Origin of the sequence: Acrocarpospora macrocephala (genome assembly GCF_009687865.1) — a bacterium.
GTDB lineage: Bacteria > Actinomycetota > Actinomycetes > Streptosporangiales > Streptosporangiaceae > Acrocarpospora > Acrocarpospora macrocephala.
Window position 1 is genome coordinate 21,436 of sequence record NZ_BLAE01000061.1, and the last position, 20,319, is coordinate 41,754.

Below are 20,319 nucleotides of genomic sequence, written 5' to 3' on the forward strand. Positions count from 1 at the left end.
GTACGGCCGGGATGCGACCGGCCCGCCACGCCGCCGCCACCGCCGTGACGCCGACCGACGCCAGCACGGCGGGCGCGACGGCGGCGTCCACCCACAGCGGCGGATCCACGCCGCCGACGACGTCGTAGGCTTGCTGGGTCCGGGCCAGCAGCGGCACGGCCAGGGCGTTGCCCGCCGCGACGCCGAGCAGGCAGCCGAGGAGGCCGGGGACGAGCGCCTGCCCGGCGTAGACCGTGACCACCTGGCCGGGGGTGAATCCGAGCGCCTTGCTGATCCCTATCGTGCGGTATCCCGCGACCACCGCGCCGGTGACCACGGTGGCCACGATGAGCACCGACACCACCAGGGCGAGCACGGCGAAGGCGAGCACGAACGGCAGCGCGATCCCGCTGGTCCGGTCCACGGATCTCTTGTTGGCGAGATAGAAGGACAGGCCGATCGAGGCGTCGGCGGGCAGGTCCGCCAGGGCGACGTCGAGGCTGCCGCGGACGGCCGCGTCGTCCTCGGCCGAGGCGAACCGGTACAGCATCCGCCGCATCGTCAGCACGCCCTCGGCCTGAAGGACGTCGTGCTGGCCGGGCCAGACCCAGGCGTCGGCGGTGTCGGTGATCGAGTCGGCGACGCCCACCACGCGCAGGGCAGGGGAGCCGGGGATGTCGGCGGTCAGCGAGCCGTACTCCAGTCCTCTCGGCCCGCCGGCCAGGTCGCGGGAGAGCACGATCTGGCCGGGTCCGGTGAGCCAGCGGCCGGCGTCGAGCGTGATCCGGTCCACCGGGCCGCCGGGGTCGGCGCGGCCCACCACGCGTGCCAGCCCCAGCTTGATCGGCCCCGCCGACAGCCCGGCGGTCACCGCGTCGAACGGGCCCGCGGCCGCGGTCACCCCTGGGCGGTGGGCCGTCGCCGCCAGCGCGGCGGCGCTGGCCTTGGCCGGGTCGAAGACGGCCGAGACGTGCGCGCCGGCCTGGCGGGCGAACGCGCGGTCGAACGGGGCGTTCGACTCGACCAGCAGCATGGCCGCGAGCACCGAGGTCGCCGCCGACAGCAGCACGACGACGCCGATCACCAGGCTGGGCAGCCTGTGGCGGATCACCGCCGTGCGCACGGCCATGGCGACCGCCGTCACGACCGCTCTCCGGTGACGCGGCCGTCGGACAGTTCGATCACTCTGGTGGCGCACGATTCGGCCAGGGCGCGGTCGTGGGTGACCAGCAGCAGGGTCTGACCGTCGCGGTTGAGATCGCGCAGCAGCTGGGTGACCTGCGCGCCGGTCCGGGCGTCGACCGCGCCGGTGGGCTCGTCGGCCAGCAGCAGTTCCGGCCGGTTGATCAGCGCCCTGGCGATCGCCACGCGTTGCCGCTCCCCACCGGACAGCCGTGCCGGGTAGGCATCGGCCTTGGTGGCGATGCCGAGCTCGTCCAGCAGGTGTTCGGCGCGGCCTCTCGCCGTGCGGCCCGGCGTGCCGGTGAGGCGGGCGGGCAGCAGCACGTTGTCCCGCACGGTCAGATCGTCCAGAAGATGGAAGAACTGGAAGACGATGCCGATGTGGGCGCGGCGGAAGACGGCCAGGCGCTTTTCGGAGAGCCCGCCAAGGTCAACCCCGGCGACCTCGACCGTGCCGGCCGTGGGCCGGTCCAGCCCGGCGATCAGGTGGAGCAGGGTCGACTTTCCGCTCCCCGACGGCCCCATGATCGCCACCGCCTCACGGGCGGCGATGTGGACGCTGACGCCGTCGAGTGCGGGCGGTCCCGCGGCCTCGTACTGCTTGCCGACGGCCTGGAGTCGTACCAGTTCGGCCATGACGCCCTCCCTTGCTCGTATCGCGGAGGGGCCACCGTAGGTTCCTGGGCCGGGTCCGGGCGTCGAGCGCGGGTCTGATCATGACTACCTCGTTCGTACGACGCCGCCGCCGGATCATCCTTGGGATGTAGGCGGCGAGATGGACGCCCTGCGGGCGGGCCGCGCACAGAATGAAGGAATGCACCGGCTTCTCCGCAGTCGGCTGGAAGCCGCCCGCCCCCCGTGGCTGGATCTGGCCATGGCGCTGCTGTTCACCGCCGCCGCGACATGGCTCGCGCTGCAGGCCGGGGATCACACCACAGGGGCGGGCCTGGTGCCGTCACCGCCCGACGGTTCCGATCCCACCGGGCTCAGGTCGCGCCCGGAGCCGATCGATCCGGGCGCGGGCGGGGACGGGCCGAGCACGGCCGTCGTCACGGCGGCGAGCACGCTGGTCACCATGCCGCTGGCGTGGCGACGCCGGGCGCCGCTGGCCGTCTTCGTCGTGCAGTTCCTGGCCAGCCTGGCCGTGGCCGGCGGCGGCACGTGGGTGACCTTCGTCGCGTTGCTGATCGGCGCGTACTCGCTGGCTGTCGACGGGCGGCGGCCGTATCTGGCCATCGGTACCCTGCTGGCCGCCGCCACGGTCGTCGCGCTCAGCTTTTCCAAGATCGCTCCGTCCCTGCCGGACCGGGCCGTCCCGTTCGCGATCCTGGTGCCGATCGCCTTGCTCGGCACCACGATCCGGACCGCCCGGGCCCGCGTCACCGCGTCGGCCGAGCGCGCCGAGGCGCTGCGGCGCGGCCGGGAGGCGGCCACCCGGGCCGCCGTCGCCGAGGAACGAGCCAGGATCGCCCGGGAACTGCACGACGTCGTGAGCCACCATGTGAGCGTGATGGTGATCCAGGCGGGCGCCGCCGAGAAGATGATCGACCGCAGCCCGGACCTGACCCGCGGCGCGCTGGGCGCGATCCAGGCCAGCGGCCGGGAGGCGATGGGTGAGCTGCGGCACCTGCTCGGCCTGCTCGTCCCCGCCGGGCAGGACGACCTGCTGCGCCCTCAGCCCGGTTTGGACCAACTCGACGCGCTGGTGGCGAAGGTCCGCGCCGCCGGCCAGCCGGTGACCGTGTGTCACACCGCCGTCAGGCTGCCGCACGGGGTGGACATCGCGGCCTACCGGGTGGTCCAGGAGGCGCTGACCAACGCGCTGCGCTACGCCTCCGGCGCCCCGACCACGGTCGTCGTCAAACCCGACGACGACGCGCTCGTCGTCGAGGTGACCGATGAGGGCACGACCCCTGCCGGGCATGGCGGCAAGGGCACGGGCATGGGCCTGATGGGGCTGGCCGAGCGATTGCGGCTGTATGGCGGCACGCTGGAGACCGGCCGCCGCCTTGGCGGCGGGTTCCGTGTGTCGGCCCGCATCCCGCTGGATCCGCCGTGACCCCGCGCGTGGTCATCGCCGACGACCAGGACCTGGTCCGCACCGGATTCACGATGATCCTGGCCGCGGCCGACATCGACGTCGTCGGCCAGGCCGCCGACGGAGCCCAGGCCATAGCCGCGGTACGGCGGCTGCGGCCCGACGTCGTGCTCCTGGACATCCGCATGCCGGTCCTCGACGGGCTCGAAGCGACCCGGCGCATCCTGGCCGAACACCCGACCACCACGGCGGGTGACCCGACCCGCGTGCTCATCCTGACCACCTTCGACCTGGACCAGTACGTCTACGCCGCGCTCAACGCCGGGGCCAGCGGATTCCTGCTCAAGGACATCACCCCCGACCACCTCATCCACGCGGTCCGCCTGGTCCAGAAGGACGACGCCCTGCTCGCCCCCGCCATCACCCGCCGGCTCATCGAACGCTTCGCCAAACCCGCCACCCACCAGGCCGACCTGCACCGCGATCTCGCCGCGCTCACCCCTCGCGAGCGCGAGGTGCTCACGCTGATCGCGCAAGGCCTCAGCAACGCCGAACTGGCGAACGCCCTCCACCTCAGCGAGGCGACGGTGAAGACGCACGTGACCAGGATCCTCACCAAGCTGCGGCTGCGGGACCGGGTGCAGGCGGTCGTCGCCGCCTACGAGACCGGCCTGATCACCCCAGGCCGGAAAGGCGGAACGAGTCCACTACGCTGAGTGGCTACTTGGCGACCGGGGAGAGGTCGAGTTTCATGCCCTTGAGGCTGCTCGACCGTTTGCTCAGCCCCTGCGCGATCCGGCGCAGCTCGACCGACGCCGGGGCGTCGGGCTCGGTGATGACCAGGGGTTTGCCCTCGTCGCCGCCCTCGCGCAGCCGGGTGTCGATCGGCACCTGGCCGAGCAGCGGCACCCGCGACCCGAGCGTCTTGGTCAACGCGTCGGCCACGGTCTGGCCGCCGCCCTCGCCGAACACCGAGATGCGCTCGTCGCAGTGCGGGCAGGGCAGCCAGGACATGTTCTCGATCACCCCGGCCACCTGCTGGTGGGTCTGCGCGGCGATGGACCCGGCCCGCTCGGCCACCTCGGCCGCCGCCTGCTGCGGCGTGGTGACCACCAGCAGTTCGGCGGTCGGCATGCGCTGGGCCACCGAGATGGCGATGTCGCCGGTGCCGGGCGGCAGGTCCATGAGCAGCACGTCCAGGTCGCCCCAGTAGACGTCGGCCAGGAACTGGTGCAGCGCCCGGTCCAGCATCGGGCCGCGCCAGACCACCGCGCTGTTGCCCTCCGGCTTGAACATGCCCACCGAGATGACCTTGATGTCATGCGCCACCGGCGGCATGATCATGTCTTCCACCTTGGTGGGGCGGTCGCCCACGCCGAGCATGCGGGGCACGCTGTGCCCGTAGATGTCGGCGTCCAGCACGCCCACCTTGAGGCCGCTCGCCGACATGGCGGCGGCCAGGTTGACCGTCACCGAGGACTTGCCCACCCCGCCCTTGCCGCTGGCGACCGCGAACACGCGGGTCAGCGAGCCGGGCTTGGCGAACGGGATCTCCTTCTCCGGGCCGCGGTCGCCGCGCAGCTTGGTCTGCAGCACCTTGCGTTGCTCGGTGCTCATGACGTCCATCTCCACCGCCACCCGGGCGACGCCGGAGATCGCGGAGACGGCCGCGGTCACGTCGCGGGTGATGGTGTCCCGCATCGGACATCCGGCGACCGTCAGATAGATGCCCACGCGCACCGCCCCGTCAGGGGAGATGTCAATGCTCTTCACCATGTCGAGCTCGGTGATCGGTCGGCGGATCTCGGGGTCGTTGACCTTGGCCAGCGCTGCCGTCACCAGTTCAGGGGTCGGTGCCATACGTTCATGCTACGAACTCAGCGGCGTTCCGACGAACCGAGCTGGTCCCCCAGCCGCTGGAGCTCGGCTCTGAGGTAGTCGCGGGTGGCCACCTCGCCCAGCGCGATCCGCAGCCCGGCGATCTCCCGGGTCAGATATTCGATCTCGGCCTGGTTCCGGTCGGCGGCCAGCCGGTCCTGCTCGTACTGCACCCGGTCCCGGTCGTCCTGCCGGTTCTGGGCCAGCAGGATCAGCGGCGCCGCGTACGAGGCCTGCAACGACAACATCAACGTCAGGAAGATGTACGGATAGGGGTCGAATTTCAGCGGCGTCAGCACGTTCCACAGCACCCACACCGTGACGAACACGGTCATGTAGACCAGGAACCTGGCCGTGCCGATGAACCGGGCGATCCGCTCGGCCAGCCGCCCGAACGCCTCCGGGTCGTAGTGCGGCCGCAGCCGGATCCCCAGCTCCCTTGGCTGGTCCAGTCGGTCAGTCACGCCGCTCCCGCCAGTCCTCAGGCAACAGATGGTCCAGCACGTCGTCCACCGTCACCGCGCCGATCAGCCGTCCCACGCCGTCCACCACCGGGCTGGCGACCATGTTGTACGTGGCCAGGTACGACGCCACCTCGGGCAGCGAGAACTCCGGCCTGATCGGGTCCAGCGAGGGGTCCACCAGGCCGCCGAGCAGGGCGGACGGCGGCTCCCGCAGCAGCCGCTGGAAGTGCACCAGGCCCAGGTAACGCCCGGTGGGGGTCTCGGTGGGCGAGCGGGAGACGAACACCTGGGCGGCCACCGCCGGGGGCTGCTCGTGGTTGCGGATGTGCGCCAGCGCCTCGGCCACGGTGGCGTTGGGGGGCAGGATCACCGGCTCGGTGGTCATCATGCCGCCGGCGGTCTCCTCCGGGTAGTCGAGCAGCCGCCGTACCGGCTCGGCCTCTTCCGGGATCATCAGCTGGAGCAGGCTCTCGGCCTGGTCGGCGGGCAGGTCCTGGAGCAGGTCGGCGGCGTCGTCGGGGCCCATCACGGCGAGCACGTCGGCGGCGCGCTCGGCGTCCAGGTTGCCGAGCACCACGACCTGGTCCCGGTCGGGCAGCTCCTCCAGCACGTCGGCGAGGCGGTCGTCGGCCAGGGCGGCGGCCACCTCGGCCATGCGCTTGTCGGGCAGCTCGTGCAGCAGGTTGGCCAGGTCGGCGGGGCGCATGGTGTCGAAGGCGGCGAGCAGGCTGGCCGCGCCCTGGACGGGCTGCGGTTGCTCCAGGCCGGTCACCTCGCTCCAGTCGGCGATCACCGTCTGGCCCCGGCGGCGGGTGCCGTGCCTGACCGCCACCTTGGTGATCCGCCAGTCCGGCGGGCGGTTCTCCAGGGCCAGGTCCAGCACGGTGCCGGGCTCGCCGTCGTGGGTGACGCCGCGGTCCAGCAGCTCGCCGATGGCCAGCGTCTCGGAGGCGCGCTGCTCGAAGCGGCGCAGGTTGAGGCGGCCGGTGAAGATGACCGCGCCGGCCTCCACGCTGATGATCCGGGTGATCGGCAGGAACACCCGGCGGCGCGGCTGGACCTCGACCACGAAGCCGTGCACCCGGGGCGGCTGGGCGCCACGCAGCGCGACCACGACGTCCCTGATCCGGCCGATCCGGTCCCCGGCCGGGTCGAACACCGCGAGCCCCGCCAGCCGGGCCACGAAGATCCGATCCACTCCTCGACGGTATGGCGCTGCGGCCGCCCCGGACGGTATGACAGGATCAATACTATTAAACGGTAGTTACATGGATGGGTCATGATCCGGTCAATAAGCCTGGGAATCGCGGTCGTGTCGGCGTTGTGCTTCGGGTTCTCCGGGCCGATGGCCAAGTTTCTGGGGGCCGCCGGGCTGAGCCCGCTCGAATCGGTCTGGGTGCGGATGGTCGGCGCCAGCCTGGTGCTGGTGGCGATCCTGGCCGTGGTCCGGCCGGGCGCGCTGCGCATCCCCCGCGACCGGCTCGGCTTCTTCGCGGCGTACGCGGTGATCGCGGTGGCCGGGGTGCAGGCCCTGTTCTTCCTGGCGCTCACCCGGCTCCCGGTCGGGGTGACCCTGCTGATCGAATACACCGCGCCCGTGCTGGTGGTGCTGTGGGTGCGCTTCATTCGGCGGGTACGGCTCCCGCGCGCCGCCTACCTCGGGTCCCTGGTGGCGGTGATCGGTCTGGGGGTGGTCGTGGAGGTCTGGCAGGGGTTGCGGCTGGACGCGCTGGGGCTGGTGCTGGCGCTGCTGGCGTCGGCGTGTTGCGCCGGATATTTCCTGATGAGCGATAACCTGCACGTCGATCCGCTCGGGCTGGTGGCCTGGGGCATGATCGGGGCCGCCGTGGTCCTGGTGCCGCTCTCGCAGCCGTGGGGCATCGACTGGGCCGCGTTCGGCGGGAACGCCACGGTGAGCGACGTCACGCTGCCGGTGGCGGGGGCGCTGGCCTGGCTGATCGTGGTGGCCACCGTCATCGCGTACGTGGCCGGGGTGACGGCGGTGCGGCGGCTCTCGGCTGCGGTGGGGGCGACGGTGGCCAGCCTGGAGGTCATCAGCGCGGCCCTGCTCGCCTGGATCCTGCTCGACGAGCACCTCGGGGTGGCTCAGATCGCCGGCGGCGCGGTGGTGCTGCTGGGCGCGCTACTCGCGCAGACCGCCACCGCCGCCCGGCAGACTGTCCCGCCGGTGGGCGAACCCGTGCTAACCGGCGTTCAGGGGCGTTAGCCGTACGACCAGGGAGTGGGTTGCCCAGCGGGCGGTCAGGGCCGTGCTGTCGATGGCGTTGAGGCGCTCCTTGGCCAGCGCGGCCACCACCTCCGGGTGCTCCGCCTGGTTGAGCACCGTCACGGTGGCGGGGAAGCGCACGAGTTGCGCGCCGTTGTCCTTACTGCGCAGGATGACCTCGATCTCCGGGCTGCCCGCCAGGCCCGGGAGCTCCTGCTCGCCGCCGCCGGTCACGACGTGGATCGCGCCGTCGTGCCAGACGTGCCAGGCCAGCCGGGTCCCGGCCGGCAGCGCCAGCCAGAGCACACTGGACTTCTTCGCGCCCTCTTCGATCAGCCGCAGGGTCATGCTCCTACTTTTTCAGACTTTCACGGCTTCGTCCTGCCGATGAGCTTCCAGGTCGCCGGAAGCAGCCCGGCGGCGATCACCAGCTTGATCCCGTCGCCGACCAGGAACGGCACGACGCCCTTGGCGAACGCGGTGCCCAGATCCATGCCCGTGTAGACCATCAGCCACGGCACGCCGACCGCGTAGATCACCGCGGTCCCGGCCAGCATGGTGAGGATCGTCCGCCCCACGGTGCGGTCACCACCCCGCCCGGCCAGGTGTCCCACCAGCGAGGCCGCCGCGATGAATCCCACGATGTAACCCAGCGTGGCGTTGCCCCCGGATGGCGCGAACCAGGTGAGGCCGAGCCCGGCCAGATCGCTGACCTGCCCCACCAGGAAGTAGATCGCCATGCCGAGGAACGCCCGGTGCAGGCCGAGCGCCGCACCCGACAGCAGCACCGCCAGCGTCTGCAGCGTCATCGGCACCGGCGTGTCCGGCAGCGGCACGCTGATCTGCGCCGCCAGTCCGGTGAGCGCGGCCGCGCCCACGACGAGCACGGCGTCCCGGATCAGCCGTCCGGGGATGAGATCGGACAAAACGGCGGGGCGGTCCCCCATGGTGGCGTTGGCCATCGCTCTGCGTCCCTTCGTCTTTTGTTTCCTTTGCCCATTCTTGGGATGAATGGTGAGCGCGCAGTACGACGTCACGACCAAGGTCGCCCGCCGCCGTTTGTAGGAACGCCACAGCGCTAGCGTGGGGCCCATGCGCGCGCGACGATCCTGCCTGGCCGTGCCCGGCAGCAATCCCCGGTTCCTGGAGAAGGCCCAGAGCCTGCCCGTCGACGAGGTCTTCCTCGACTTGGAGGACTCGGTCGCCCCGAGCGCCAAGGAGGGCGCCCGCCGCTCGGTGGTGGCGGCGCTGAAGGAGGGCGACTGGGGCGGCAAGACCGTGGTCGTCCGGGTCAACGACCTGTCCACGCCGTGGACCTACCGGGACGTCATCGAGGTGGTGGAGGCGGCCGGTGACCGGCTGCACTGCGTGATGTTGCCCAAGGTCGAGGAGGCCGCCCAGGTGCGCTGGCTGGACCTGCTGCTCAGCCAGATCGAGCGTACGGTCGGGCTGCCGGTGGGCGGGATCGGGATCGAGGCCCAGATCGAGAGCGCGCGCGGCCTGGTCGCCGTGGACGAGATCGCCGGGTCGAGCCCCCGCCTGGAGACGCTGGTGTTCGGGCCCGCCGACTTCATGGCCTCGATCGGGATGCGCACGCTGGTGGTGGGGGAACAGCCGCCCGGATATTCGGAGGGCGACGCCTACCACTACATCCTGATGCGGATCCTGATGGCGGCCCGGGCCCGGGATCTGCAGGCCATCGACGGGCCCTATCTGCAGATCAAGGACATCGAGGGGTTCCGGCGGGCGGCCGGGCGGGCGGCGGCGCTCGGCTTCGACGGCAAGTGGGTGCTGCATCCGGGCCAGGTGGCCGCCGCCAACGAGGTGTTCTCGCCGTCGCAGGCCGACTACGACCACGCGGAGCTGATCCTGGACGCGTACGAGTACTACACGACCGTGGAGGGCCGCGGCGCGGTCATGCTGGGGGACGAGATGATCGACGAGGCGTCCCGGAAGATGGCCCTGGTGATCTCCGCCAAGGGGCGGGCGGCCGGGCTCACCCGGACCACGTCGTTCCAGCGGCCCTGACTTCCGGGCGCTTCAGGGGCTGTGGGGTGGCCCCTGAAGCGGTCCCGGGGTGTCAGAACTGCACGCCGATCGTGGTGAAGAACCAGAACGACGAGGTCAGCCAGAGGCCGACCAGGAGGGTGAAGAGCAGCCCGCCGAGCACGGGCAGGGTCCAGCCCGGCACGCCGCGCTTCGGCAGCGCCAGCATCTTCGTGGCGAAGATGCCGTAGAACAGGCAGCCCAGGATGGAGTGGATCATTACCCGGGGCTCGTCGTAGCGGGCGCCCACCGCGTACAGGCAGTGGAAGGCCACCGGCACGGTCAGCAGGAAGGCGATCCGGCCCGACCAGCGGTGGGTGGGCTCCACCCAGGCGCCCTCGAACGGGAGTTTGCCCCACATCGCCATGGCGGTCAGCACCTGCAGGATGGCCAGCAGGGCCGCGCCGGTGGTCAGCCACGCCTTCATGGCCAGCGGTCCGGTGAACCCGCCCGGGCCGACCGCGAAGCCGGTGGGGGGATGGAGCTCGCCGTACACGCCGAGGGCGGTGGCGATGGCGCCGCCGACCAGGGCGGGCACGACGAGCAGGACGACGGCGGAGCCCCGACGGGGGGTGGAGTACTGCTGTGTGTGGCTCATCTCGGGCTCGCTATCAGGGGTTGATTGTGTCGATGAAAGCGTCCGGCTCCTGCGGGGTCAAGGGGATCCCGTACCAGGTGACGACGCCGCCTTCGAACGCGGCCGCGGCCTCGCCCGCGCCGCTTTCGCCGATGGTGAGCCGGCCGACCGACTGGCCGCTCGGCAGTTTGATCCAGCCGCCGACGATCCTGGCCCCCCGGACCTGGGCCGTCGCCCGGTAGAGACCGGACGGCTTCTTCACGACCGCGGCGGAGAACCGCCACGACTTGCCCTTGAACTCGACCCGGCCCTGCGCCTTGCCGCCGCCCAGGCTGGCGGTGATCAGGGCGTCCTTGCCCTCAAGGGTGACCGTGTTGTTCTCCGCCGTGCCCTTCAGCCAGGCCTCGATGTGGCCGTCGCAGAAGTACGCGACCGCCTTGCCGTTCCTGATCGAGATGGCCACCAAGCCGCCGTTGCCCTGCACCACGCCCGCGTAGTCGACCTTCTTGGGGGTCGTGTCGGCGGGTGCCGCCTCCTCAGGCGGCGCGGTCTCCTCGGGCGTGGGGGCCTCCTCCTCGGCGACGGGAGGGGCGGTGGACGCGGTTTCGATGGGTGTCGCCGTCGCCTGCTCGACCGCGGGCGAGGCTTGGGCGCTTGCGACGCCGAGGGCGACGGTGAGCACCGCGCCGACGGCCAATGTATAGACAGGTCCTAACCGACTCATTGCCTTCTCCTGGGATAGTTCGTACCCCGGTGAGTGAACTCTTCCGGCCCCGTTCTGTCTGTGAACAAATGCGCAAAGTGGATCGCGACGAAACCGGCTCTGATTACGGAGAATGGGTCACATGAACGACCATGAGCCGCGCCCGGACCGGACGCCGCCGCCTGCCCACCCTCCGACCTGGGCATCTGCCAATCCCGCACCGACTGACCCGTCGCCTCCTTCGGGTACACCGAGCATTTCGGACGCGCCACAATATCCGGCACAATATGCGGCGCAATCGGGTGAGTCAGGGTATCAGCAGCAGTACCCGCCGGGGGGCTGGTTCCCGACACCGCAGCCCCAGCCGTGGTCGCTGCCGACCCCCTCCGGGTTGCGATTCGACCACATGGCCCGCAATGCGATCAACAGCTGGTGGCGGCCGATCCTCGGCACGGTCTTCCTGATCGTCGGCTTCCTGATCAGCTCGCTGGTGCTCGGCCTGGTCGTCGGCCTGCTGGCCCGGATGGCGGGCATCCCGATGGTGGCCGAAGGCTCCCGGGTGTTCACCGAGCCGCTGCTGGACGTGGCCTTCCAGCTGCTGGTGCTGGCGGCGGCCATCCCCGTGGTGCTCGGCACGGTCTGGCTGGTCCAGCGGCGGCGGCCCGGCACGGTCTCGTCGGTGGTGGGGCGGCTACGCTGGCGGTGGCTGCTCACCTGCGTGCCCCTGGGACTGCTGGCGGTGGTGGTCGGCGAGGCCGCCCAGCAGCTGACGGTGTTCCTGAGCGGCGAGCCCGTCACCTACGAGTGGGGAGGATGGACCCCGTTCCTGCAGGCCATGGCCGTGATCGTGCTGCTGGTGCCGTTCCAGGCCGCGGCCGAGGAGTACGTCTTCCGCGGCTGGGTCATCCAGGCGTTCGGGGCCTACATGCGCAACCCGTGGCCTGCCTTCATCATCGGGTCCGCCGGGTTCGCCGCGCTGCACGGGTACACCGACTGGGGCATCGCGTACGTCTTCGGGTTCGGGATCCTGTCCGGCTGGCTGGCGGTGCGGACGGGCGGTCTGGAGGCGCCCATCGCGCTGCATGTGGTCAACAACGTGGTCGCGTTCGGGTTCAGCGCGGCGGATGGAAATTTGGACGGAGCCCTGGAACAGGGGTCGCTGCCGTGGCAGACGGTGGTCGGAACCGTCGTGCAGTTCGCCGTGTACACCATCGTCGTCCTGACATTCGCGCGAAAATCCGCAGTTCAGACGGTGTCGCGATAAATCTGACTAGAGAAGAGGTGATCGCTCGGCAGTGAGGGGGTAAAAGACGAACGCGTCCCCGATATGTCTGGAACGGTCCTGATATAGGAGGTACCGGTCGTGCCCCCCCAAGACGAGGAGCCAGCGGAGTCACCCCCGACGCTGCATCACTCGCCGCCGGGACCCGCCGAGGAGCGATCGCCCCGCCCCCCGGGCTCTTCCCCATGGGCGCTGCCGCCGTTCGGCGCGCCCGTTCCCGAGGACGCGGAGGAACCCCCGGAGGAGCACACCTGGTCGCCGAACCCCAGGACCGGACGCCGGCCGTACGACGATCCGCCGGAGCCTGCCGAGTTCCGTCATGGCCAGCCGTACAGCCAGCCGGATCCCCCGGAGCCGAGAACCGGCCGTCCCCCTTACGGCGAGCAGCCGCGCCCGCAGCCGAGCTGGTCCTGGCAGGCCGAAGTCGAGGAAGAACCCCGGCCGCCCCGGCGGCTGGTGAACCGGCCGGACAAGCTCGTCGCCTCCGGACCGCCACCGAGCGGCATCCGTAGAAGCCCGGAGATCCAGGCAGAGCCTGAGGAACTCCCGCCGCCGAGGCAACCCCTCCTGCCACCCCCGCCGCCGCCTCCACCGCCGCCACCCCCGCAGCGCATCGGCCGCCCGCCCGGCGGCCGCCCGGCCCGTCCGGACGTGCTGGTCTCGTTGGGACCGCCGCGCGGGGGACGGCACCACCGCCGGAGCGTACGGGTGCCCCGCCGTGCCACCCCCCAGTCGTTCCGGCTGCCGCTGCTCGTGGTCGCCTCCCTGCTCGCCGTGGCCGTGCTCGGCTGGTTCGCCGTCCAGTGGGCCAGCGCGCCCACCACCACCGGGATCACCCTCGCGGTCGGCGACGGCCAGTCCGGCGACTCGGCCTTCGCCGCGCCGGGACAGCCCGGCAACGGCTCCCGCCAGCTGCTCACCTCGGTCGCCTCCGCCGGATCCACCATCGTGGCCGTCGGCACCGACACCACCAGCCCGATCGCCCGCCCCCTGTTCATCTTCTCGGTCAACGGCGGCAAGGATTGGGAGCTCGGCACCGTCATCGGCCCGCCCGGCTACGAGCCGGTCCCCGGCTCGCCCGGCCGGGTCACCGGCGGCAACGGGCGCTGGCTGGCCGTCGGCACCGACGAGCCAGGACCGGAGGGCCGCGGCATGTGGACCTCCGCGGACGGCCGTACCTGGACGGCGGTGGACCCCGCCCGGCTGAGCCCGTTCCTCGCCCAGGACCGCATCACCGACCTGGCCAGGACCACCTCGGGCTTCGTCGCCGTCGGCACCACCGTGCTGGGCGACGGCACCCTCGGCGCGGTCGCCTGGGTCTCGCCGGACGGCCAGTCCTGGTCCCGGGTGGACAACGCCAGGATCGGCACCTCCGACAAGATCAGGGGCATCCAGTCGGTGATCGCCAAGGGCGACCAGGTGGTCGCGCTGGCCGATCCGGGCGCGGGCACCGCGACCGTGATCCTGCGCTCCGACGACGGCGGCGCCAACTGGCTGCGCACCGCCACCGAACTGCCCGACATCCGCCCCGAACCGGGCGCGCTGGCGGTCGGAAAGGATGGCTTCGTGCTGGTCCCGACCGGCCAGCGGTTCGGCGGCGACGGCGTCCCGGTGCACTGCTCACCTGACGGCGGCCAGTGGAGCGAGTGCGGCGCCATCGGCCCGCTCAGCCCGCAGGGCACCGGCGTCCGCGGCCTGGCCTCCTCCTCTGACGGCATCGCCGCCGTCGCCGAGTCGGCCTGGGAGGAGTACGTGGTCTTCCGCAGCGGCGACGGCAAGAAATGGGCCAAGAGCACCGACCTCGGGCACATCCCCGGCACCCTGCGCGCGGTCACCATGACCGGCGACGGCCTGCTGGTGGCGGGCGGCGACGCGCGCGGCCCCGGCGACGTCGAGAACCTCGCTGTGCTGATGACGGCCGAGCGGGGCAAGGCCGCCCGCGCGGTGCCGCTGGACGCGGTGGCCGGCCTCAACCGGCTGGCCCGCAACACCGCCAGCGTGCTCGCCTCCGGCGGCGCCTTCGTGGCCGTCGGCTCGGCCAACGGCGACGCCGGCATCTGGACCAGCGGCAACAACGGCGCCAACTGGAAGGCCATCGAGTCGGAATGGCTGGGCGGCCTGGGACGGCAGGAGCTCACCGACGTCGCCCACGGCGAGAAGGGCTGGCTGGCCGTCGGCAGCACGATGGCCGACCCGGTCATCACCAAACCCCTCCTGGTCACCTCCGGCGACGGCAAGGGGTGGCGGCCAGGACCGGTCATCGACGTGCCGGACGGGCATCTCTTCCTGGCCCCCCGTACGGTCGCCGCCGGACCTGCGGGCTACGTGCTGGCCGGGGAGGACCAGACCGCCTCCGGCATCGTCCCCGCGCTGTGGTTCAGCCCCGACCTCAAACGTTTCACCCGGGTGGGCAAGCTCCCCGCGGGCGGGGCCGGGATCCGGATCCAGGACGTGGCCGCCACCCCGTCCGGGTTCATCGCCGTCGGCAGCTCGGGGCCCGCGGAACGCGAGTCCGGGGTGGTGTGGATCTCCTCCGACGGGCTCAGCTGGAAGGCCGAGCGCCGGGTGATCCCCGAGGACGCCCGCTCCGCCGGGCTGCGGCACGTGGTGGCCCGCGACGACCGCATCGTCGCGGTCGGCGCCGCCGTCACCGACGAGGGCTCCCGCCCGTTCGCCGCGGTCTCCGTGGACGGCGGATCGACCTGGGAGTACAGCTGGCTGCCCGCCGAGGAGGCCGCCGTCGTGCTGGACCTGACCGCCAGCGAGCGCGGCATCGTCGCCGTCGGCTCGCACGGCCGCTCCAGCGAGGGCGACAGCTCGGTCTGGGCCTCGGCCGACGGCCTCACCTGGCAGCGGCACGCCCTGGTCGAGGACGGCCTGGGCGGCGCGGGCGCGCAATGGCTCGGCGCGGTCACCATCTCCGGCCAGCGCGTGATCGCCATCGGCCGCTCCACCACCGGCACCACCGACAACATCATCATCTGGCGCAGCACTCTCACCTCGGAAGACCGCTGAGGCTCAGCACCCTCACCTGGGCGGACCGCTGAGCCCGTCCAGAAAGCCGAGCAGCCCGTCCGTCAATGGCAATAAGCGCAACTGGGCCTCGGACACCCACCGCACATCCGCCGCGTCGTCCCCCGCCCGCAGATCGCCGCCCACGACCGTCGCGTAGTAATCGTGGATCTCGAATGGCGGCCGCCACACCGTCCCCGCCAGCTCGCCGGGCGTCGCATCGAGCCCGGTCTCCTCGCGGATCTCCCGGACCACCGCCTCGAAATCGCTCTCCCCGGCTTCCACCCGCCCGCCCGGAAGCGACCAGAGCCCTTCCCCCGGCGGCCGCCCACGCCTGACCAGCAGCAGCCGCCCGTCGGCGTCGCGGATTACGGCCCCTACACATCGCATACGCCCAAGATTACGGCTGGATAACAGGAAAACCCTTGACTAGGTCGCGCCTCGCGACGCACCGTGGGGAGGTGTGAGAGCCGCGCCCACCTGCCCGCGCTGCTTCGGACCGCTGCAGGAGCCGAGTATCTGGTCCAGCTCCTGGCGCTGCGGCCCGCACGGCGACGTGCTGCCCTACACCTCGCACCGCCCCTCCCTGGCCGCCCTCACCCTGGTACGGGAGTCCGCCACCGTGCCCCTCTGGGTGCCTTGGCCGCTGCCCATCGGCTGGCTGGTGACCGGCTTCGGTGAGGCGGGCGACGAGCGCACCGGCGTACGCGGCAGTGTGGTGGCCCTTTCCGGACCGTCCATCACGCACGGCCCGGCCGACCTGCTGCTGATCGCTGAGGAACCGGGGGTCGGCCTGGGCGCGGGCTACGCCGGGCTGGCCGGGCCCGATCCCGGCGTCGGCGTTGGCGCGGGGCCTCCGCACGCGAAGGTCAACGTGAACGGCCGTCCGACCCCGCTCTGGTGCGTGCAGGATGTGCCCGGCGACCGGGCCGCGTACGCGGGAGAGGCGCTCGGCCGCTGGCTGTGGACGATCGTCTGGCCGGCCGACGCCGGATGGCTGCTGGTGCTCGCCCAGCTGACCCTGACCGACTTCCGGGACGTCGACTTTGATGTCCCGTTCGGGGCTTTCTCGCCACGGCTGGAGGCGGAGTACTAATGGGAAGTTGCTAAATGGACTGCCACTACGGTTCTGACCCGGCAAGACAGTGGGGCGGAGGCTGACTGATGAGCAGGTTTCCCGTTAGTAGCGCACGGATCCCGCTCACGGCTGGGGACGGGTAAGGTTCTGAGGCGTGACAGCGCGTATCGAACGAGTGGTGACCGCCGGGGTCGTGGAGATCGACGACGTCGAGCACAAGGTGGAGAACAACACCTGGATCGTGGGTGATGACGAGGAGGTCATCGTCATCGACCCGGCGCGGGACGCCGAGAAGATTCTGGAGCAGGTGGGCGAGCGCGAGATCCTCGCCGTCATCTGCACGCACGGCCTGGCCGACCATGTCGGCGCGGCCATCGAGGTGGCGGCCAAGGACGAGGCGGTGATCGCCCTGCATCCCAAGGACAAGCGCCTCTGGCGGCAGACCTGGGAGGACACCTGGCCGGACATCGACATGGAGGACGAGGGCCTGTTCGCCGTCGCCGACACCGAGCTGGAGGTCCTGACCACGCCCGGGGTCACGCCCGGCGGCGTGTCGCTGCTGTCGGAGTCGCTGGGCGTGGTGTTCACCGGCGAGACGCTGCTGGCCGACGGGCCCGGCAAGCTCGGCGGGGAGTATCCGTCGCTGGCCGACCAGCTGACCTCGATCGGCGAGCGGCTGTTCACGCTGCCGCACGAGACCCGGGTGCTGCCCGCGCACGGCGAGGAGACCACCATCGGCGATCTGGAGCCCCAGTTCGATCGGTGGCTGTCCGGCTCGCTGACCGGGACCCTGGAGGAGTCGGAGCCGCCGCTGCCCGACGGCTCGCGCGCGTCCGGGATCAAGCTCGACCTCGACGACGACGACCATTAGTGGAGCAGCTCGGTCTTGAGGGCATGCCCCGGCGGCTGTACTCGTGCACGCCGTCGCGGCTCAACTCCTGGCTCGACTGCCGCAGGCGCTACCGGTTCGCCTACCTGGACCGGCCCGCGCCGCCCAAGGGTCCGCCATGGGCGCACAACAGCGTCGGGGCCGCCGTGCACAACGCGCTGGCCGCGTGGTGGCGGGAGCCGTACGAGCGGCGCACGCCGATGACGGCGGCGATCCTGGTCAGCAACGGCTGGATCGCCGAGGGCTTCAGGGATCAGGAGCAGTCGCTGGCGTGGCGGGACAGGGCCCGCGAGATGGTGTCCGGATATGTCGCGACTTTAGATGCGGCGGACGAGCCGGTCGGGGTCGAGCGCACTGTCGCCACCCGCACTGCGATCATCGCCGTCTCCGGCCGGATCGACCGCCTCGACCGCCGCGGCGACGAACTGGTCGTGGTCGACTACAAAACCGGCCGCCGCCCTCCCGGCCCCGATGACGCCCGCTCCTCCCTGGCCCTGGCCATCTACGCGGTGGCCGCCTCCCGGGTGCTCCGCCGCTCCTGCCATCGGGTCGAGCTGCATCACCTGCCCACCGGGCAGATCGCCGACTGGGAACACACCGACGAAACCCTCAGCCGCCACCTGACCCGCGCCGAACAGATCGCCGAAGAAGCCTCCACCGCCGACGAGGCCTACCGCGCCCGCATCCCCAGCGTCGGCAAGCGCTCCAGCCGAGGATCTACGGCCGCCAAATCCACGCCTGCCGAATCCAACGGCCCCGGAGCCGCGTCGGTGCCCCCCGAGATCGACGCGCTCTTCCCCCCGTCCCCGGGCCCGATCTGCTCCTGGTGCGACTTCCGCCGCCACTGCCCGGAAGGCCAGGTCGCGGCACCGGACCGAGTTCCCTGGGACGGCCTGGCGGCCATCGCGGAGCAGACTCACCAGGAATGATCTCCACGGACCGGACACCCAGATCCTGGGCCGGTCCGTGGAAGACGCCGAGCGCACGAAGCCCTCATGGCCAGGTACTCACCGCCGCACCCCTTCGCCGCAAGGGCTGGCTTGCCTCGAGCGAGATCACGCTGGTTCAGCCGGTGCCGCAGACGGCGTGAGGAACCGGCCTATCCGGCTTTCAGGTCGCCTCGTTGTCGTACGGCGGAATCTCCCCAAAGTTCAGCTCCGCGTAAGCCGGGGCCGGGGGTTCGAGCGGCGGCAGGTCCGGCTCGTCGTCCTTCCAGTCCTTCTCCACGTCGTCCAGCAGGTGCTTGCGGACGAACGTCTTGGGGTTCAGGTCGGCGGGGTCGAAGTTCTTGAACTCCGGCCCCAGATTCGCCTCCAGATCGCTGCGCGCGTTGTTGGCCATCTGCCTGAGCTGCCGCAACGTCCGTCCCGCCTGGGAGGCCGCCTGCGGAAGCTTCTCCGGGCCGAAGACGAGCAGCGCGATCACCACCAACGCTATGATCTCCGGCCAGCCGAGTCCGAACACGGCGATCTCCCTCCAAGTACCAACGCGTTCAGACTACTCACGAAGGCTGAGCACTGGGAGCGGGGGCGGCCCCGATAGTCACCGTCGCGGACCGTTCGGAACCCGCGCGCTGGTACTTGAAGACCACCTTGTCGCCGGGGGCCTTGCTGCGGATGGTGACGATCAGCTCGCGGCTGTCGCTCACCGGCTGGCCGTCCACCTCCAGGATCACGTCCCCGGGCCGCAGCCCCGCCTTGTCGGCGGGCCCGTCCGGGGTGACCGGCTCGACCCCGCGCTCGGCCTGCGCCGCGATCCGCACTCCCTGCCCCTGGTACTGCTGGTCGATGCTGATCCCGATCCGGGACGTACGGGCGCTGCCCGTGGTGATGAGCTCCTCCGCGATCCGGCGCACCTGGTTGACCGGGATGGCGAAGCCGAGGCCGATGCTGCCGGTCTGCTGGCCGAGCGGGGAGCCGCCGCCCAGGGTGGCGATGGCCGAGTTGACCCCTATCACCTCACCGGCCGCGTTGACCAGCGGGCCGCCCGAGTTGCCGGGGTTGATCGCCGCGTCGGTCTGGATGGCGTTGATCAGCGCCGAGTCCCTGCCGCTCTCCCCGCCCGCCTCGACCGGGCGGTTGAGCGAGCTGACGATGCCCGTGGTGACCGTGCCGGTCAGGCCGAGCGGGGAGCCGATCGCGATGACCGGGTCGCCGACCACCATCGAGTCGGAGTTGCCGAGCGCCACCTCCGGCGAGCCGAACGTCTCCTCCGGCTTGACCACGGCGATGTCGGAGTTGGGGTCCCGGCCCACGATCCTGGCGGTGGTTGACCTGCGGTTGCTGAACTTGATCCGGATCTCGCCCCCGGCGGAGGCCACCGCGACCACGTGGTTGTTGGTGACGATGTAGCCGCCCTTGATCAGGAAGCCGGAGCCGGTGCCCGACTCGCTGCCGCCGCGCACCTCCAGCGAGACCACGCTGGGCAGCACCCGGGAGGCCACCCCGGCGACCGACTCCGGCGGCCGGGCGGTGCTGCCGGCCGGGGTCGTCGGGATCGCGTAGTTGGGGTCGAGGCCTGAGGTCGACCCGGTCAGCAGGTAGGTGCCGTAGGCCCCCGCCCCGCCCGCGAGCAGGGCGATCACCACCGCCAGCAGCACCAGGACGCCGGAGCGCGGCCCCCTCGGCGCGTCCGTCCGCGCCGGCGGGGCGCCAGGCGGCGGCGCCCAGGCCGGGCCCATCCCGTACGCGTTGACCGGTGGCGGCGGACCCGGCGGCTGACCGTACTGGTCGCCGAACGGGTCGGTCGGGTGCTGCGACTGGAGGAAGTCGGGCCCCTGCTGCCGGTACTGCGGGCCGGGGCCGCCGGATGGGCTGCCCCAGCCGGGGTGGGGTCCTTCCGCCGGAAGGAACTCAGGCCGGTCCGACGCGTTGAAGGAACGCGTGTCGTCGGTCATCGGTGTTTTTCACTCCCACGCGAAGTCAGCGGTGGCCTCGTGCCATCCTCAGGCGAACGGCATACGAC

General features: G+C 71.6%; 21 protein-coding genes. 9 read left to right on the forward strand and 12 right to left on the reverse strand.

Features of this window, described 5'->3' with window-relative positions:
* Positions 1–1,123 (reverse strand): ABC transporter permease (locus tag Amac_RS40390; RefSeq protein WP_170322912.1); only part of this gene is annotated, 1,123 nt, incomplete at its 3' end.
* Positions 1,120–1,797, reverse strand: a complete 678-nt coding sequence (locus Amac_RS40395; RefSeq protein WP_155359714.1) for an ABC transporter ATP-binding protein — start codon at positions 1,795–1,797, stop codon at positions 1,120–1,122. The genes Amac_RS40395 and Amac_RS40390, both read right to left, overlap by 4 nt.
* A gap of 178 nt (positions 1,798–1,975) precedes the next feature.
* Between Amac_RS40395 and Amac_RS40400 the strand changes: the two genes are divergently transcribed.
* Together Amac_RS40400 and Amac_RS40405 are read left to right on the forward strand one after the other, a co-directional pair.
* On the forward strand, positions 1,976–3,220 hold the full coding sequence (locus Amac_RS40400; RefSeq protein ID WP_246269022.1) for a sensor histidine kinase: 1,245 nt from the start codon (positions 1,976–1,978) through the stop codon (positions 3,218–3,220).
* Positions 3,217–3,915 carry a response regulator gene (locus Amac_RS40405; RefSeq protein ID WP_155359715.1) on the forward strand — a complete coding sequence of 233 codons (699 nt, stop codon included), beginning with the start codon at positions 3,217–3,219 and terminating at the stop codon, positions 3,913–3,915. The genes Amac_RS40400 and Amac_RS40405 overlap by 4 nt, the downstream gene beginning before the upstream one ends.
* A gap of 4 nt (positions 3,916–3,919) precedes the next feature.
* On the opposite strand, the gene Amac_RS40410 is transcribed toward Amac_RS40405, so the two are convergent.
* Genes Amac_RS40410 through Amac_RS40420 form a run of 3 tightly spaced genes read right to left on the reverse strand, consistent with a single transcriptional unit; the run spans position 3,920 to position 6,739 of the window.
* On the reverse strand, positions 3,920–5,059 hold the full coding sequence (locus tag Amac_RS40410; RefSeq protein ID WP_155359716.1) for an Mrp/NBP35 family ATP-binding protein: 1,140 nt from the start codon (positions 5,057–5,059) through the stop codon (positions 3,920–3,922).
* Positions 5,060–5,076: 17 nt separating this feature from the next.
* Entirely contained in the window at positions 5,077–5,541 is a 465-nt protein-coding gene (locus Amac_RS40415; RefSeq protein ID WP_155359717.1) for a DUF1003 domain-containing protein, read from the reverse strand.
* The gene (locus Amac_RS40420; RefSeq protein ID WP_155359718.1) at positions 5,534–6,739 is read right to left on the reverse strand and encodes a magnesium transporter MgtE N-terminal domain-containing protein; all 1,206 of its coding nucleotides are present in this window, start codon (positions 6,737–6,739) and stop codon (positions 5,534–5,536) included. Before Amac_RS40420 ends, Amac_RS40415 begins: the two co-directional genes overlap by 8 nt.
* Before the next feature lie 81 nt (positions 6,740–6,820).
* Between Amac_RS40420 and Amac_RS40425 the strand changes: the two genes are divergently transcribed.
* Positions 6,821–7,768 (forward strand): EamA family transporter, encoded by a 948-nt coding sequence (locus Amac_RS40425; protein WP_155359719.1) that lies wholly within the window; start codon positions 6,821–6,823, stop codon positions 7,766–7,768.
* Here Amac_RS40425 and Amac_RS40430 read toward each other — a convergent pair.
* Positions 7,745–8,116 (reverse strand): hypothetical protein, encoded by a 372-nt coding sequence (locus tag Amac_RS40430; protein ID WP_246269023.1) that lies wholly within the window; start codon positions 8,114–8,116, stop codon positions 7,745–7,747. The genes Amac_RS40425 and Amac_RS40430 overlap by 24 nt on opposite strands.
* A gap of 20 nt (positions 8,117–8,136) precedes the next feature.
* The gene (locus Amac_RS40435) at positions 8,137–8,730 is read right to left on the reverse strand and encodes a biotin transporter BioY (RefSeq protein WP_155359720.1); all 594 of its coding nucleotides are present in this window, start codon (positions 8,728–8,730) and stop codon (positions 8,137–8,139) included.
* Positions 8,731–8,860: 130 nt separating this feature from the next.
* Between Amac_RS40435 and Amac_RS40440 the strand changes: the two genes are divergently transcribed.
* Entirely contained in the window at positions 8,861–9,796 is a 936-nt protein-coding gene (locus tag Amac_RS40440) for an HpcH/HpaI aldolase/citrate lyase family protein (protein WP_155359721.1), read from the forward strand.
* Positions 9,797–9,848: 52 nt separating this feature from the next.
* Here the strand turns inward: Amac_RS40440 and Amac_RS40445 are convergent, their stop codons facing one another.
* Positions 9,849–10,412: a DUF6529 family protein gene (locus Amac_RS40445; RefSeq protein ID WP_155359722.1), complete on the reverse strand. Its 564-nt coding sequence runs from the start codon at positions 10,410–10,412 to the stop codon at positions 9,849–9,851.
* A gap of 13 nt (positions 10,413–10,425) precedes the next feature.
* The gene (locus Amac_RS40450; RefSeq protein WP_155359723.1) at positions 10,426–11,115 is read right to left on the reverse strand and encodes a hypothetical protein; all 690 of its coding nucleotides are present in this window, start codon (positions 11,113–11,115) and stop codon (positions 10,426–10,428) included.
* A gap of 385 nt (positions 11,116–11,500) precedes the next feature.
* Between Amac_RS40450 and Amac_RS40455 the strand changes: the two genes are divergently transcribed.
* Both Amac_RS40455 and Amac_RS40460 read left to right on the forward strand, forming a co-directional pair.
* Positions 11,501–12,358, forward strand: coding sequence for a CPBP family intramembrane glutamic endopeptidase (locus Amac_RS40455; RefSeq protein ID WP_155359724.1), 858 nt, complete (start codon positions 11,501–11,503; stop codon positions 12,356–12,358).
* Positions 12,359–12,457: 99 nt separating this feature from the next.
* The gene (locus Amac_RS40460) at positions 12,458–15,391 is read left to right on the forward strand and encodes a beta propeller repeat protein (protein WP_155359725.1); all 2,934 of its coding nucleotides are present in this window, start codon (positions 12,458–12,460) and stop codon (positions 15,389–15,391) included.
* A 12-nt stretch (positions 15,392–15,403) separates the two neighbouring features.
* On the opposite strand, the gene Amac_RS40465 is transcribed toward Amac_RS40460, so the two are convergent.
* On the reverse strand, positions 15,404–15,778 hold the full coding sequence (locus tag Amac_RS40465) for an NUDIX hydrolase (RefSeq protein WP_155359726.1): 375 nt from the start codon (positions 15,776–15,778) through the stop codon (positions 15,404–15,406).
* A 73-nt stretch (positions 15,779–15,851) separates the two neighbouring features.
* On the opposite strand from Amac_RS40465, the gene Amac_RS40470 reads away from it, so the two are divergent.
* From Amac_RS40470 to Amac_RS40480, 3 genes are all read left to right on the forward strand, one after another.
* The gene (locus tag Amac_RS40470; protein ID WP_155359727.1) at positions 15,852–16,484 is read left to right on the forward strand and encodes a DUF6758 family protein; all 633 of its coding nucleotides are present in this window, start codon (positions 15,852–15,854) and stop codon (positions 16,482–16,484) included.
* 136 nt (positions 16,485–16,620) lie between these two features.
* On the forward strand, positions 16,621–17,337 hold the full coding sequence (locus Amac_RS40475) for an MBL fold metallo-hydrolase (RefSeq protein WP_155359728.1): 717 nt from the start codon (positions 16,621–16,623) through the stop codon (positions 17,335–17,337).
* A complete protein-coding gene (locus Amac_RS40480; RefSeq protein WP_155359729.1) occupies positions 17,337–18,284 on the forward strand; it encodes a RecB family exonuclease in 948 nt (315 codons plus the stop codon). The genes Amac_RS40475 and Amac_RS40480 overlap by 1 nt, the downstream gene beginning before the upstream one ends.
* Before the next feature lie 181 nt (positions 18,285–18,465).
* On the opposite strand, the gene Amac_RS40485 is transcribed toward Amac_RS40480, so the two are convergent.
* Positions 18,466–18,819, reverse strand: coding sequence for a sec-independent translocase (locus Amac_RS40485; RefSeq protein WP_155359730.1), 354 nt, complete (start codon positions 18,817–18,819; stop codon positions 18,466–18,468).
* A gap of 37 nt (positions 18,820–18,856) precedes the next feature.
* Positions 18,857–20,251, reverse strand: a complete 1,395-nt coding sequence (locus Amac_RS40490) for a S1C family serine protease (protein WP_246269024.1) — start codon at positions 20,249–20,251, stop codon at positions 18,857–18,859.
* Positions 20,252–20,319 lie beyond the last annotated feature (68 nt).

Coding starts and splice junctions, on each gene's coding strand:
- Amac_RS40395 (WP_155359714.1), bottom strand. CDS start 1,797: ATGGCCGAACTGGTACGACTCCAGGCCGTCGGCAAGCAGTACGAGGCC.
- Amac_RS40400 (WP_246269022.1), top strand. CDS start 1,976: ATGCACCGGCTTCTCCGCAGTCGGCTGGAAGCCGCCCGCCCCCCGTGG.
- Amac_RS40410 (WP_155359716.1), bottom strand. CDS start 5,059: ATGGCACCGACCCCTGAACTGGTGACGGCAGCGCTGGCCAAGGTCAAC.
- Amac_RS40425 (WP_155359719.1), top strand. CDS start 6,821: ATGATCCGGTCAATAAGCCTGGGAATCGCGGTCGTGTCGGCGTTGTGC.
- Amac_RS40430 (WP_246269023.1), bottom strand. CDS start 8,116: ATGACCCTGCGGCTGATCGAAGAGGGCGCGAAGAAGTCCAGTGTGCTC.
- Amac_RS40435 (WP_155359720.1), bottom strand. CDS start 8,730: ATGGCCAACGCCACCATGGGGGACCGCCCCGCCGTTTTGTCCGATCTC.
- Amac_RS40440 (WP_155359721.1), top strand. CDS start 8,861: ATGCGCGCGCGACGATCCTGCCTGGCCGTGCCCGGCAGCAATCCCCGG.
- Amac_RS40445 (WP_155359722.1), bottom strand. CDS start 10,412: ATGAGCCACACACAGCAGTACTCCACCCCCCGTCGGGGCTCCGCCGTC.
- Amac_RS40450 (WP_155359723.1), bottom strand. CDS start 11,115: ATGAGTCGGTTAGGACCTGTCTATACATTGGCCGTCGGCGCGGTGCTC.
- Amac_RS40455 (WP_155359724.1), top strand. CDS start 11,501: ATGGCCCGCAATGCGATCAACAGCTGGTGGCGGCCGATCCTCGGCACG.
- Amac_RS40465 (WP_155359726.1), bottom strand. CDS start 15,778: ATGCGATGTGTAGGGGCCGTAATCCGCGACGCCGACGGGCGGCTGCTG.
- Amac_RS40490 (WP_246269024.1), bottom strand. CDS start 20,251: ATGACCGACGACACGCGTTCCTTCAACGCGTCGGACCGGCCTGAGTTC.